The sequence below is a fragment of the Flavisolibacter ginsengiterrae DSM 18136 genome (assembly GCF_059568575.1).
In genome coordinates this window covers 17,276-31,407 of sequence record NZ_JCANTR010000021.1, presented here as the reverse complement: position 1 = coordinate 31,407, position 14,132 = coordinate 17,276, and the positions used below count along the sequence as shown (strand labels likewise).

Annotated in this window: 17 protein-coding genes; 9 read left to right on the top strand and 8 right to left on the bottom strand. The window is 40.0% G+C overall.

Annotation, left to right across the window (positions count from 1 at the left end; genetic code table 11):
* Positions 1-10 precede the first annotated feature (10 nt).
* The 4 genes from BP74_RS17870 to BP74_RS17855 form a co-directional block, all read right to left on the bottom strand.
* A complete protein-coding gene (locus BP74_RS17870) occupies positions 11-910 on the bottom strand; it encodes a hypothetical protein (protein ID WP_496376198.1) in 900 nt (299 codons plus the stop codon).
* 22 nt (positions 911-932) lie between these two features.
* Entirely contained in the window at positions 933-1,709 is a 777-nt protein-coding gene (locus BP74_RS17865) for a glycosyltransferase family 25 protein (RefSeq protein WP_496376196.1), read from the bottom strand.
* 12 nt (positions 1,710-1,721) lie between these two features.
* The gene (locus tag BP74_RS17860) at positions 1,722-3,269 is read right to left on the bottom strand and encodes a YifB family Mg chelatase-like AAA ATPase (RefSeq protein WP_496376194.1); all 1,548 of its coding nucleotides are present in this window, start codon (positions 3,267-3,269) and stop codon (positions 1,722-1,724) included.
* 107 nt (positions 3,270-3,376) lie between these two features.
* Positions 3,377-3,565, bottom strand: a complete 189-nt coding sequence (locus tag BP74_RS17855; protein ID WP_496376192.1) for a hypothetical protein — start codon at positions 3,563-3,565, stop codon at positions 3,377-3,379.
* A gap of 151 nt (positions 3,566-3,716) precedes the next feature.
* Between BP74_RS17855 and BP74_RS17850 the strand changes: the two genes are divergently transcribed.
* The 8 genes from BP74_RS17850 to BP74_RS17815 all read left to right on the top strand — a co-directional run bounded on the left by BP74_RS17850 (position 3,717) and on the right by BP74_RS17815 (position 10,729).
* Positions 3,717-4,574 (top strand): UbiA family prenyltransferase, encoded by an 858-nt coding sequence (locus BP74_RS17850; RefSeq protein WP_496376190.1) that lies wholly within the window; start codon positions 3,717-3,719, stop codon positions 4,572-4,574.
* The gene (locus tag BP74_RS17845) at positions 4,571-5,647 is read left to right on the top strand and encodes a type III polyketide synthase (RefSeq protein WP_496376188.1); all 1,077 of its coding nucleotides are present in this window, start codon (positions 4,571-4,573) and stop codon (positions 5,645-5,647) included. The genes BP74_RS17850 and BP74_RS17845 overlap by 4 nt, the downstream gene beginning before the upstream one ends.
* Positions 5,647-6,360, top strand: a complete 714-nt coding sequence (locus BP74_RS17840) for a methyltransferase domain-containing protein (RefSeq protein ID WP_496376186.1) — start codon at positions 5,647-5,649, stop codon at positions 6,358-6,360. The genes BP74_RS17845 and BP74_RS17840 overlap by 1 nt, the downstream gene beginning before the upstream one ends.
* Positions 6,347-7,498 (top strand): NAD(P)/FAD-dependent oxidoreductase, encoded by a 1,152-nt coding sequence (locus BP74_RS17835; RefSeq protein WP_496376184.1) that lies wholly within the window; start codon positions 6,347-6,349, stop codon positions 7,496-7,498. Before BP74_RS17840 ends, BP74_RS17835 begins: the two co-directional genes overlap by 14 nt.
* Before the next feature lie 42 nt (positions 7,499-7,540).
* Complete coding sequence (locus tag BP74_RS17830; protein WP_496376182.1) at positions 7,541-7,903, top strand: CoA-binding protein; 363 nt, start codon at positions 7,541-7,543, stop codon at positions 7,901-7,903.
* A gap of 186 nt (positions 7,904-8,089) precedes the next feature.
* Positions 8,090-8,554, top strand: a complete 465-nt coding sequence (locus BP74_RS17825) for a hypothetical protein (protein ID WP_496376180.1) — start codon at positions 8,090-8,092, stop codon at positions 8,552-8,554.
* Between the two features lie 45 nt (positions 8,555-8,599).
* Positions 8,600-10,186 (top strand): T9SS type A sorting domain-containing protein, encoded by a 1,587-nt coding sequence (locus BP74_RS17820; RefSeq protein WP_496376178.1) that lies wholly within the window; start codon positions 8,600-8,602, stop codon positions 10,184-10,186.
* Positions 10,187-10,255: 69 nt separating this feature from the next.
* A complete protein-coding gene (locus tag BP74_RS17815) occupies positions 10,256-10,729 on the top strand; it encodes a ribonuclease H-like YkuK family protein (protein WP_496376176.1) in 474 nt (157 codons plus the stop codon).
* Positions 10,730-11,001: 272 nt separating this feature from the next.
* Here BP74_RS17815 and BP74_RS17810 read toward each other — a convergent pair whose 3' ends face one another.
* The 4 genes from BP74_RS17810 to BP74_RS17795 all read right to left on the bottom strand — a co-directional run bounded on the left by BP74_RS17810 (position 11,002) and on the right by BP74_RS17795 (position 13,430).
* Positions 11,002-11,211 carry a hypothetical protein gene (locus BP74_RS17810; protein WP_496376174.1) on the bottom strand — a complete coding sequence of 70 codons (210 nt, stop codon included), beginning with the start codon at positions 11,209-11,211 and terminating at the stop codon, positions 11,002-11,004.
* Positions 11,212-11,250: 39 nt separating this feature from the next.
* Positions 11,251-11,883: a ribosome biogenesis GTP-binding protein YihA/YsxC gene (yihA, locus tag BP74_RS17805; RefSeq protein ID WP_496376172.1), complete on the bottom strand. Its 633-nt coding sequence runs from the start codon at positions 11,881-11,883 to the stop codon at positions 11,251-11,253.
* Positions 11,884-11,967: 84 nt separating this feature from the next.
* Positions 11,968-12,672 (bottom strand): SAM-dependent methyltransferase, encoded by a 705-nt coding sequence (locus BP74_RS17800; RefSeq protein ID WP_496376170.1) that lies wholly within the window; start codon positions 12,670-12,672, stop codon positions 11,968-11,970.
* The gene (locus BP74_RS17795; RefSeq protein WP_496376168.1) at positions 12,672-13,430 is read right to left on the bottom strand and encodes an EI24 domain-containing protein; all 759 of its coding nucleotides are present in this window, start codon (positions 13,428-13,430) and stop codon (positions 12,672-12,674) included. Before BP74_RS17795 ends, BP74_RS17800 begins: the two co-directional genes overlap by 1 nt.
* 60 nt (positions 13,431-13,490) lie before the next feature.
* Between BP74_RS17795 and BP74_RS17790 the strand changes: the two genes are divergently transcribed.
* Positions 13,491-14,096 (top strand): DNA-3-methyladenine glycosylase, encoded by a 606-nt coding sequence (locus tag BP74_RS17790; RefSeq protein WP_496376166.1) that lies wholly within the window; start codon positions 13,491-13,493, stop codon positions 14,094-14,096.
* Positions 14,097-14,132: the final 36 nt, after the last annotated feature.

Here is a 14,132-nt window from a genome sequence, read left to right as displayed (position 1 = left end):
ATCACTTGTTCTATATTTTCTTTTCGTAAGATTTAATATTCCATCCCTTACCAACCAAAGTGTTGATCCATTTCTGGTAAAAAGGCATTGAATCAAATTCTGATTTCTTTTTCCAGATACTTTTAATATCTATTTTATTTAAAGCTTTTACCAGGTTTGGTACACTTTCCTCAGCATTCTTTTCAAAAAAACTGCGTAATAATCGATGTAAAGTTTTTTCATCCTGGTAATAGAAAACGCTTTCTTCACAGCTTTTCACCTGCCTGTTATTTGCCTGGAAGCAATAGCTATATGCAAAGGATTCAATTATGGGGTGTGGATATTTTTTATAAATAAGATCTGATAATTCAATGACATCTTCTAATACTTCCTTCGATGAAGAGTTGATTCCAATAACGGATGGGTTAAACAATTTCAGACCTTTTGTTTGCAATGGATTTCCATTGCTCTGTATAGTATTGCCTGATAAAAGTTTATTGAGCTTTTGGGCTTGTGCATTCTTACTACTGTTGATGTCTCCAAGGCATGAATGCATATAGAAATTGCCTGCTTCAATTTCTGAGAAAATGTCCTCAACCGGTGCGGTCAGGTAACAATTGTTGTCCAGGTACAGGACATTGCCATGGAAATGTGTATTTACCTCAGCCAATGTATGCATTTTGATTCTTCCACTATTTCCTGGCTCTCCTGCCCATTCTTTAGCCTGTGAAATGGAAAGCTCCTTAATGCCAAACTGATTGAAATAAGGCATAAAGGATTCAAAATAGGCAGGCTGATCTGTATAAAGAAATATGGCAACGTCTGAAGGAGGATTCAGATTATACGCATCCAGGTATTTTAAAATGGCATACCTGCATTTATTTATATTGTCAATTCCCTGAATTGCTTGTAAAACCAGAACATTCGCCATTATGAATAAAGTTAAGAATTGATTAGTGCCCAATGTAGGTACTTAGCTTTTTTGTTTCTCCCTGGGAAAGTTGGTTAATTAGCTTTGGCCTGGCGATATAGGCTTTTACCAATTCATTGGTGGCCGCATACGCCAGTAAATTATCTGGGAAAAAGCGGATCGGCTCCTGCAGTTTACTTAATTTTTCTGCCCCGGATCTGGTGACTGCATAGGCGTGCGTATGGTCGTGATAGCCGGAAGAATAAATATGTGTGCTGAGCTTTTTGGCATACATATTCCTGATGGTCTTGTGGGAAAAGCGGATCAATCCAAGGGTTCTTTGCAAATGATACAGCCATTGTTTGATATAATAAGTTGGCTTGAATTCTTCATTTCTTTCGTATCCCAGGTAAAGCAATTCCCAATCGTGTGGAAGTTCTTTTAGTATTTGGGGAAAAGCAGAGATGCTGTTTTTATCAATTATGATATCGTCTTCCAGGATTAGCACCCGGTTGTAATTGTTTTTGACTACATCCTCATATATCAGTTTATGACTCCAGGAACATCCGATCATTCCAGGGGGCATGGCTTTATTCCACCTGTGAGATTCCCTTGCCAGGGCTTCATTATAAATATTTTGTTCTTCTAATTCCTTTACTTCAAATTGATCTTTATCCTGTCCCCAAAAAAGGGAATATTTCAATCCCTTTAATTCCTCTTGTATGTGTTGATGCCTGTCTGTGGCACGGGACAAGGTGATGACATATATTCTATCAAAATAATCCTCAAGGCTCTTAAAAAACACTTCCAACTGATCCATATCTCTTAAAATTTAACCCGCCCAACCTTCTCTGTCAAGACTCCTGTATTGTATGGCTTCTGCCAGGTGCTCCACTTTTATTTCTTCACTTTGAGCCAGGTCGGCTATTGTCCTGGATACTTTTAATATTCTGTCATAGGCTCTTGCCGACAAATTTAATTTTTCCATGGCGGCCTTTAACAGGTTTTGACCGGCAGCATTAATGATGCAGATCTCTTTAAGCATTTTACTGCTTATTTGCGCATTGCAATAAATGCCTGCATGATCTTTATATCTCCTTTCCTGTATCTCCCGGGCCTTTATAACCCTTTCCCTTATCGATGTTGAATTTTCCTGTGGCTTTGTAGCAGATAATTCACTGAACATTACCGGTGTAACCTCAACATGCAGATCAATCCTGTCGAGCAAAGGCCCTGAAATTTTATTCAGATATTTCTGAACAGCACCCGGGGGACAGCTACATTCTCTTTCCGGATGATTGTAAAACCCGCAAGGACAAGGATTCATTGAGGCTATAAGCATAAAACTTGCCGGAAAATCAACCGCCACCTTGGCACGTGAGATGGTTACCCTGCGTTCTTCCATGGGCTGACGCATAACTTCAAGTACTGTTCTTTTAAACTCCGGCAATTCGTCAAGGAACAATACTCCGTTATGGGATAAGGAGATCTCACCAGGCTGTGGGTTTCCGCCTCCACCCACCAGGGCCACATCCGAAATAGTATGATGAGGACTTCTAAAAGGCCTTTTGGAAACCAATGTGGTATTTTCCGGAAGTTTACCTGCCACGGAATGGATCTTGGTAGTTTCCAATGCCTCCTGCAAGCTTAAAGGAGGTAAAATGGTGGGTAACCTTTTGGCTAACATGGTCTTACCTGCGCCAGGAGGTCCTATCAGGATCGCATTATGTCCGCCGGCGGCAGCTATTTCTAAGGCTCTCTTTATATTTTCCTGTCCTTTTACATCTGCAAAATCAACTTCATAATCAGATTGGGAATTATAAAACTCTTCCCGTGTATTGATAGCTACAGGCTCGATGCCTGTTTCACCATTTTCAAAAAAGTCAATCACTTCTTTGATATGGGTAACACCATACACTGCCAGGTTATTGACCATGCCGGCTTCACGGGCATTGGCGGCTGGCACAAAAAGGCCTTTGAATTTTTCTTTCCTTGCCTGAATGGCAATGGGCAAGGCACCTTTGATAGGACGTATTTCTCCGTCCAGGCTTAGTTCGCCCATTATCAGGTAATGTTCGATTGCTTCAATATTGTTCAATTGTTCGGTAGCTGCCAGAATGCCAATAGCTATAGGAAGATCAAATGCCGTCCCGCTTTTTTTAATATCAGCAGGAGCCAGGTTAACCACTATCCTTGTCCTTGGAAGCGTATATCCATTGGCTTTAAGGGTGCTTTCCACCCTTTGAAAGCTTTCTTTAATGGCACTATCCGGGAGACCCACTAACATAAAACCCAAATTGGCCTTCATCCAATTGACCTCTACAGTGATGGTTGTCGCTTCCACCCCGTAAACGGCACTTCCAAATGTCTTAACCAACATAAGCAGATTAGTTCTTATAGATCAATGAAGATAATAGAAAGGAATTATGTTTTCTTTCTGCGGCAAAACTTTTGCATTAACAAAGAAAAAGACGAACTCATGAAAAATTATTCATTATTATGGCTTAGCGTTTTAGCAATGGCAATGACTCTTAGTTCCTGCGAAGTAGTGGGTGGAATCTTTAAAGCGGGTATGTGGGTAGGCATACTCGTGGTTGTCGTGGTTGTCGGACTAATATTATGGCTGGTTGGTAGAGGCAGAAGATAATTGTGGGAAGAATAGTAGTTAGTATCCATGGTGAGCTATTACTTGCAAATAATTGCAAAAATGGAGCACCATGGACTTTTATTTCTGACCCTATATTGCTGAAGCAATAATGCTTCTATTTGATGGTAATTGAACTTATTCTCATTTAGATTTCATTCCTTTTAATACCTAACTTTCAATGTGCTGCACCGATCAACCATACAATTACTCAGATTTCATTTTTCCCTGTTCTTACTTCCGGTTTACCTGTTTGCCTTGAGCCAGGTGCCTAACATTCATATTTCAAATGCAATTGTAATATTTATGATCCTCCATTTCCTGGTATATCCATCCAGTAATGGCTACAATTCCTATATGGACAGAGATGTTACACCTATAGGAGGATTGCAAACACCTTTGCAACCTACCAGGCAATTGTACCGTATTGCCATCCTGATGGATGCTTTGGCTATCATACTTGGACTATTTATTTCAACCTACTTTTCTCTGGGTATTTTGCTCTACATAATAGCTTCAAGGGCCTATAGTTCCAGGCAGATACGATTAAAACGTTTTCCGGTTATAGGGTTCCTTACGGTATTTATATTCCAGGGTGCTTTGGTCTATTATATTACCTATATGGGAACAAACACATCCACGGACTTAAATGTTCCCATATTGCCTTGCATCATTTCCAGTTGTTTAATTGCAGCATTATACCCTTTGACACAGATCTACCAACACCAGGAAGATAAAGCTGACGGTGTCATAACAATCAGCTATCTCGTTGGCAAACGTGGGACGTTTTTATTAAGTATGGGTCTCTTCCTGGTTGCTACAATCCTGATGTATTTGCATTTTGAACGGAAGAATGAAGTGAACTATTGGCTTAGATACCTGTTGATCATGTTACCGGTGGTATTGTTTTTTTTGACATGGATGCGAAAGGTGTGGATATCTGAACAGGAGGCAAATTTTAAAAATAGTTTGCGCATGAATGTGATCGCTACCCTCTGTACGACTCTTTATTTTGTAACCCTTATTTTATCTAAACCTTGAGCCAGATTATTTCAATAGGTACTGCAGTTCCTTCGTTTTGCCATCAACAAATGGATATTCTTGCTTTTATGCAAACAGTATATGCAGCTACAGAAGCGGACAAAAGGAAGATGCGGTTTTTATATAAGCAGTCGGGGATCGATCAGCGGTTCTCCGTTATTTCGGACTATAGTAAAGAAGTAAAGGATTGGAAGTTTTATCCCCAGTCCGAGAACCTTGAGCCCTTTCCTTCACTGGAACAGCGTATGGCCATTTATTGCAAGTATGCACCCTCGCTTTCTGTAGATGCTATCAGGGATTGCCTCGGTCATACACATCATCCAAAAACGATCACTCATCTGCTTACGGTAAGCTGCACGGGTTTAAGTGCCCCGGGTTTAGACCTCCAGGTGATGGAGCTTATGGATATGGATAAATCAATAGTCAGAAGTTCTGTAAATTTTATGGGTTGTTATGCTGCTATTCATGCATTGAAAATGGCCAATGCCATTTGTCTTGCAGACAGCCAATCAAAAGTACTGATCGTATGTACTGAATTGTGTACCCTTCACTTCCAAAGGGATAGCACTACTGATAACCTGACGTCTTCCCTTTTATTCGGCGATGGTTCAGCTGCGGTCCTGGTAACCGGCGACCAGCCAGGAGGATTGTACCTGGATAACTTCTATAGTGAAGTGATTCCCAAAGGAAAACGAGACATGGCCTGGGAAATTTCTTCCAGTGGTTTCCAGATGACCTTAAGCGGGTATGTTCCAGACCTGATAGAGGAAGATTTTAAATCGATATTGGAAAGGGCTTTGCAAAAGCAAAACCTTGGCATAAGGGATGTTTCCAGTTGGTGTATACACCCTGGAGGAAAGAAAATACTGGAGGCAGTATCAAGAAGTTTGGGTATTGAATCACCGCAACTGAATGAGTCTTATGAAGTACTTCGTGAATATGGGAACATTTCATCAGCCTCCATTTTATTTGTTCTCAAAAAGATCATTCAAAAAAAGGAAAAACTGACCAGGTTGGTTGGAGCAGCTTTTGGGCCTGGCCTGACAGTCGAAACATTTTCAGCGCATAATTGATGTTCACCTCGGCAAAACGATCTTATCAAAAAGAACTCCTTGATAGTTCTGATATTCCATTCAGGGATATCATGCGCAACATGCAGGAGCTGGAATTTATAAACCGCTATTTGGGTGGACATGCTATAACGCTGGATGGAGTCAATAAGTTGATCAATGATTACGACGACCGCCAGCCAATTAAGATTGTAGAAATGGGCTGCGGAGGCGGAGACAACCTGAATGCTATTCAAAAATGGGCACTCAAAAAAGATATTCCAGTATCCCTTACAGGTATAGACATTAATGAAGAATGTATCCATTATGCTTCATCCAGAAATAAATCAGGTATTATTCGATTTATTCATTCTGATTACAGGCTGGTTGATTTCCAGGAGAAACCTGATATTCTTTTTTCTTCTTTATTCTGCCATCATTTCACTGACGTGGAGTTGGTGGAAATGTTTGCGTACATGTACCATAACAGTTCATTGGGTTTTTTTATAAATGACCTTCATCGTCATCCCATCGCTTTTCATATAATAAAATGGCTTACTCAATTATTCTCCAGTAGTTATCTTGTAAAAAATGATGCACCCTTATCTGTAAGCAGGGGTTTTACAAAAAAAGACTGGGAGCTTTTATTGAAAAAGGCGAACATTACAACTTATTCCTGTGAGTGGAAATGGGCATTCAGATGGCTAATTACAGTGCATAACTATGGAGTTAAGTGATCAATATGATGTTGCCATAATTGGAGGTGGCCTCGCGGGCTTATCCAGTGCTATTGAACTCAGGTTAGCCGGGTATGAAGTAATCTTATTTGAGCAGGAAAAATATCCTTTTCATAAGGTCTGTGGAGAATATGTAAGCCTTGAATCTATCAATTATTTACAGCACCTGGGAGTTCCCATAAGGGAAATGAATGTACCGTCCATCCATACATTGGTTCTAACGGCACCCAATGGCCGTGAATTCAAAACCGAACTTCCATTAGGAGGGTTTGGCATAAGCCGTTATTTATTAGACGATACATTGGCTCAAAAGGCCAAACGCCTGGGGGTGGTAGTAATGGAGGAAAGCAAGGTGGAGCAGGTTGCATTTAATGAATATTTTACCATACAGTTCCATTCAAGGCTAACTAAAACCCCTTCAGTAAAAGCAAAAGTTTGTTGTGCAGCCTGGGGCAAGAAAAGCAATATTGACAGGAAATGGAACCGAAGCTTTCTGAACCGGATTAATAAACGCCTGGATAATTTCATAGCTGTCAAATATCATATTAGGTCAGGTTGGCCCGATGGAAGTATAGGCCTTCATAACTTTCAGGATGGCTATTGTGGAATTTCCAATATTGAAGATGGATTGACATGCCTTTGCTACATGACCACTGCAGTCAATCTCAAAAAAAGCAATAATAGTATTGATCAGATGCAGCACTCAATCCTGATGCATAATCCTCATTTAAAGGAGATATTTTCATCTTCGACCATAATCAAAGAGTTTCCAATAACTATATCTCAAATCAATTTTCAGCCAAGAACAAGGATCGAGAATCATGTGATCATGATGGGAGATACCGCGGGACTCATAACCCCTTTATGCGGCAATGGCATGAGCATAGCATTGCACACAGGTAAGATCGCGTCCAGGTTGATCGACCTTTTTTTACAGGGGATGATTACAAGGTCACAGCTTGAAAAATTATATAGTAGCGCATGGGATCAAAATTTTTCCAGGCGGTTAAATAAAGGGAGGCGATTGCAATTATTTTTTGGAAGCCAATGGACAAGTAACTTATTTGTTCGGTTTTTCCAATTGTTTCCTTTTTTGGCTAAACCTGTTATACGGATGACCCATGGTCAACCATTTTAAGGCATAAGCTTTGTATTTTACATCAATGGTAACGATTACGAAATGGAGAAAAAAACATTAGTATTAGGGGCCTCTGACAATCCACGCAGGTATAGTTATCTGGCCATGCAAAAATTGTCTGCATATCAACATCCTGTGGTGGCCATAGGGAGGAAGGAAACAAAGGTTGGCGATATAATCATTCACAAGGACCATATTGCAGAGGGAGGGATTGATACTGTGACATTATATCTTAATCCCAGGAACCAGGTTGAGTATTATGATTATATTTTAAGTCTTAAGCCTAAGCGAATTATATTCAATCCGGGAACCGAAAACGATGACCTGATCAAAAAGGCGAAAGAAAATAATATTGAACCGTTTATTGGTTGTACGCTTGTGATGTTGAGCACTGGTCAGTACTAGCCATTTTTCTATTTTGTTATCGGAGATCTACGTCTTTAATCAGTATTAACACTTAATCTTTAAAAAATTTTTGATTTACACTTTGAACTGATATTGTTTTTTACAAATTTGCACTATAAGTAATCCTTGAAAACCAGCAGCTAACCCCTGCTAAAAGTTAGAAACTAACTTTTAAATCCAAGTCCGATGAATATCCTGAAAACCTGCGCCTTTTGCGTATTCCTGATTGCCTGTGGCATGTCATCTTCTGCACAGGGAAAAGTTCCCATAAACGAACCTGATTACAATAAGCCCCATCTTTTTGCTGATCTTCCTGATAAGATGCCGGTTAAAGTTTCAAATCTTGAAACATTACTGGATCTGGAACCTGGCGATCCCGTTAATGTAGCCATTTCAACCAATTTCCATATTATCGGCTCTGTTATTTCAAAATCTTCTGAAAAGGATGTGAATGTAAAAAGCATCGTTATCAAATCTATCAACAGGAAGGGCGCCATTCTTACTTACACCAGGACAATGAAGGAAGATGGTACTGTAAAATACCTGGGAAGGATCATCAGCACAAAGAATTCTGATGCTTACGAAATTGTAAAAGAAGATGATCAATACATTTTAAAAAAGAAAAACCTTTATGACCTGATAAGCGAGTAATATTCATTAGTTCCAAGTCCTATCCAAACCCAATCCGTAACTTCCATGAAAACCCTAACTTCTGTATTTCTTTCTTTGCTGATTTCTGTCTCAGCATTCAGCCAGGTACCTATTTATAATAGCAATCCTTCCTCTGCAGCAACTATTTACCTTGATTTTGATGGTCAGACGCTGCAAGGTACAAGCTGGAACATGTCTGGTTCGGCCATTACCTGTGCGCCCGCTGGCATAAATGCTTCCCAGATAAAGGAAGTTTTTGAAAGGGTTTCAGAAGACTATCGGCCATTTGATATTAATGTAACCACGGACTCTACAAAGTATTGGTCAGCTCCTATCGACAGGAGGATCAGAATAATACTTACAACAACATCTGATTGGTACGGCAATGCCGGGGGTGTATCCTATATGGGCTCTTTTACCTGGGGTGATAATACACCCGGTTTTGTATTTACTGCCCTTCTGAATTATGTGCCTAAATACATTGCTGAAGCAGCGTCTCATGAAGTTGGGCATACACTTGGTTTGAAACACCAGGCATCTTATGATAACAATTGTAATAAGCTTTCTGAATATAACAGCGGAATTGGTTCAGGAGAAATAGGCTGGGCACCGATTATGGGTTCGGGCTACTATAGAAACTTTACGCTTTGGAACAATGGGGCTAACCCTTACGGATGTACTAATTTTCAAAACGATCTTCAGATCATTACTACCTATAATGGCTTTACGTATAGGGCTGATGATTATACAGCAGATTTTAAAAAGCCTACTAAGGTTAGTTTCACAAATGACAAATTCTCATTGAATGGCATAATTGAACAAAGCACAGATGTGGATGTTGTAAGTGTAACCATTCCATCATTTGGAAGGTTTAAATTAGATGCAGTTCCATTTAACCTCGGTGATGGTTATTCAGGTGCCAACCTTGACCTTGAAGTGGACCTGATGACAAGTGCCACCACCGTTCTTGGTACCTATAACCCTGCCAACACACTAAAATCTGGTATTGATACGATGTTGAACGCAGGAACTTATTATTTAAGACTACAAGGTATGGGCAATTCATTCACCAGTGAATATGCCAGCCTGGGGTCCTATAACCTGCTTGGTCAATTTGGAGCTGGTATCATTCTACCATTACATAAGCTGGAACTTCATGGCGCTGTAGAAAAGAGCCAGCACAAGCTGGACTGGGATATAGAAGCTGAAGAAGCTGTAGTGAAACAAACCGTGGAAGTGTCCACCAATGGGCAGAATTTCCAGGTCATAGGTCAGCCGGCTGCAACCGAAAGGACTTTCAGCTATTTTGCCGGTACCGGGGCTGTATTATATTATCGAATAAATATTGAGCTGGATAATGGCCGCCAGTATTATTCCAATATTATCTCTATTGGAAATAATAATACCAGCAAGCCGTATGTGATTAGCAATCTTATTAGAAGCAATTTAACAGTGAACAGTCCGGGATTGTATAATTATTCCATTGCGGATATCAATGGCCGTCTGGTGGCTAAAGGAAAGCTTTCACAAGGTGTTAGTTCCATTTCAACTTCCTCCCTGAATTCCGGGATGTTTATAATACAATATATGGATGATAAAGGCCAGTTTACAGAGAAATTTATGAAGCAGTAAGATATTACCAGATCCGTGCCCCTTGGTAAGTAGGAGGTTTTTCCGTAACTTGGAAAAACCTCTTTTTATATGAAATGGAGAAAATTCAATGGAGAAACCATTAATCTGCCCATTTACGATGCTGTTGAAAATGTCATCAGGAGAGAAACAGCGGCAGGTTACCGTTTAAAAGTTTGCATAGGAACCGACTCCCAGGTCAAAGGCCAGGAAACCGAATTCGCTACAGTGATCGTATTCTTAAGAGAAGGTCACGGAGGCTTCATGTTTATCCATAACGAGAAAACAAGACAGCAATACGCAATCAAAGAACGAATGCTTGTCGAAGTTGCCAAGAGCATAGAGATTGCATACGAACTATGCAATCTCTTTACTATTTATGATGTAGATATGGAAGTTCATGCAGACATCAATACCAATCCTCATTTTAAAAGTAATGATGCTTTAAAGGAGGCCATGGGGTATATACTGGGTATGGGCTTTGCCTTTAAAGCAAAACCCGAAGCATTTGCCAGTAGTAGTTGCGCCAATAAGGTCGTGAATTAAATATTGATCTTACTGTTCTCTCACCATGAATAGTTATAGTAGCAATTATAACTGTAAGTGCAATTTCATCTGTTAACCACATATGGACCTGCTTTCTCAATTCTTGCTGGCCTTACTTAAATTGATAGCTGGTAATTACATATATTAAGACATGTGTATTCAGACTACAATGGCTTCCTTTCCTTTTTAGGAAATCAGTATAATGACGGTAATAATAAAATCTTAGCCTATCTGGATATCATTGGGTGCAATCAGGATCGAAATAGAAATAATTAGCTTTTTGCTATCCTGAGGACTAAACTTTTTTTATGTTCTTCATTTCCTGCAATATTCTTTTCTTTTTGAAGGGGAGTGTAGGTAGCTTTTGCAGGTGCGTATAATCGTTCAAGTTTACGGGAGTCTCTTTCGGCATATGAAAAAGTAATGATAACCAGGACAAATAGAACAACCACCATATTTCTTTCCTGTCTCCGTCTTTTCATATGCTTTACCTAAACTGGTGCAATTTAAATCATAAAAAACTATACTCTGTCTTTTTTGTGTTTTTCATAGGCTGTATTGAGATCGCCGATAAAGTTCAATATTTGACGGGATCCCGTCCTCTTGATAGCTGAAGTTACAAAATGGGGTGGGGGTTCTTCCCAGGTTTTCAGCAATTCTTTTAAAAAATCATTGACATTATTAGCGGTTTCTCTTTGTGTGGACTTATCGGCCTTTGTAAAAACAATAGCGAATGGCATTTGCCAGGCCCCCAGCTTATTGACAAACTCCAGGTCTATTTTCTGTGGACTAATCCTGCTATCAATTAAAATAAACAGGTTCACAAGGTTCTCACGGCTTTTTAAATAACCATCAATCATTATCTGCCAGCTGTTTCTCTGTTTTATGGATCGTTTGGCATATCCATACCCGGGTAGATCTACCAGGTACCATTCCTTTTTATCACTGGATGTGATAATGAAATGATTGATCATCTGGGTTTTGCCCGGGGATGCAGAAACTTTAGCCAGTTCTTTTTTATTACATAGCATGTTAATGAGGGAAGACTTTCCCACATTACTTCTGCCAATAAAAGCATATTCTGCCTTGTCGGGAGCAGGGCACTTTTCTACAGAAGGACTGCTGATAAGATAACTGGCCTGAATAATTTCCATCTTGCAAAGTAAGGGAATAGCCAACGTACTCACCCTGGCAATTCTCTTATAAGAATATATAAAAATTATGCCTTGAGTATCTTATTATTCGCCGGCATACACTAAGAAAATGGCAGGGCGCTTATGCAAGGAAGGTAGTTTGTTTTTCCAATGTTGCGCTGTCATTGTACGAATTTCCTCTGAGGGGGAGGTGATATCAACTGCTACACAAATATGAGTCTGAGGCTGGCATGACTTAACCAATGACTCCATTAACTGGTTATTTCGGTAAGGAGTTTCAATGAAAATCTGGGTGCAATTTTTACTTTTTGATTCAGCTTCCAACTCTTTTATTGACTGTATCCTTTTAGATTGATCAATAGGTAAGTATCCCAAAAACTGGAAACTTTGTCCGTTCATGCCGCTTGCCATCAATGCTAATAAAATAGAGTTCGGGCCCACTAATGGTTTTACGGGTACATTCATTGCCTGGGCAAGAGCAACCAACACCTGTCCAGGATCGGCCACTCCGGGGCATCCAGCCTCGCTTATTATTCCTATTGTTCTGTCTTCTTTAATGGCTTGTTCAAAGGACCCTTTAACTGCTGCATTGGCCTCTTTCATATTATGCCATTGATAGTCATCGATCACCATTTCTTTCCAAAGCAGTTTGAGGTATCTCCTGGCGGTTCTTTCATTTTCTACGAAGAATACCGAACACTTTTTTACAGCATCCAAGAGATAACCTGGCAGGCATTGGGTCTCACCCTCTGCTAATACGGTTGGAATAAGGTAAACAGTTGCGGGCATTATTGATTTTTAATTCTGTGTAAACTTAGAGTGGCAGCCACCACCGCATAGGCTGGTGCCAATACCCAACCTATGATCACCAGGCCATGCATCAGGTAAAATATAAGGCCATTGCCAATAGCCAGTCCTTTATGGCGGCTGATAAAGGCAATGCTTTCCGTAGAGGATAGTTGATTTCGCTCACAACTGTAATCCATCATGGAAAAACCGTAATAATAGCATTCTACAAATAAGGCGATCAATGGAGTGATCCAACCGGCCAATGGAACCAGTGATAGCAGGATCAAAGAAACAGCATACAGGGTTTGCCAGGCTGTATTGCGCAAAGCCAGGCGAATACCTCTTCCTGCATCTTTCATTAACTGGTTGAAGTTAAAAGGAAATTCACGGCCCTCAATGATGCTTGAAGTTTTTTCGCTGAGGTAGGCAAATACGGGAGACCCGATAATGAGAAAAAGATATTTGAATAGGGAAAAATAAAAAAATACCAATATTAGCCGAAGCATAATACCCGCCATCAGGAATAAAAAATTAAGGAAGGTATTGGTTTGATGTTGCAGCCAGTTTTCCAGGCCAATGCTTTTACTAAGCCAGGTCACAGCGCTATCTGAAGAATTCCAGAAGAAGTACATTCCTGCTATGAATAATATGGTATAAATAATACCTGGAATCAGTATCCATTTCCAAAGGTTATGCTTCCTGATGAACTGGTGCGCATCAATATAGGATTGGATTGCTATTACAATTTCTTTTAGCAAATAGTAGATTTGAACGGTAAATATATTGGAATTTCATTACCCTAAATGATTGATAAGTACATGAAAAAACTGCCCTTATCTTTTTACCTGAGAAACGATGTGGTCAAAATAGCAAAGGAACTTCTCGGAAAAGTGCTGGTAACTAATTGGGATGATGAATTCACATCAGGACGAATTGTTGAAACTGAAGCATACGAAGGTGAGATTGACAGGGCATCTCATGCATCCAAAGGCAGAACGCCAAGAACCCAGGTATTGTTTGGCGAAGGAGGCAGAGCATATGTGTATCTATGTTATGGTATACACCAGATGTTTAATATAGTCACCAATTATACCGATATGCCGCATGCTATTTTGATCAGGGGAGTTGAACCTATTGCTGGCATTGATACCATGTTGGAACGAACAGGCAAGCTCAAACCTGATGATACGCTTACCAGGGGACCCGGAAATGTGGGAAAAGCCTTTGGCTTTCATACATCCCAATGTGGAATTTCACTCAATAGCAAGGAGCTATATATTGCGGATGATGGGTTTAAAGTTACCAAAGACATGCTGGGAGCATCACCAAGGATAGGGGTGGATTATGCTGGTGAACACGCTGCCTGGCACTATCGCTTTTTTATCAGGGGCAATAAATATGTAAGTGGAAAAATAAGAAATTAAGCTACAATACATGTACTATCGGTCCAGGAATTAAGC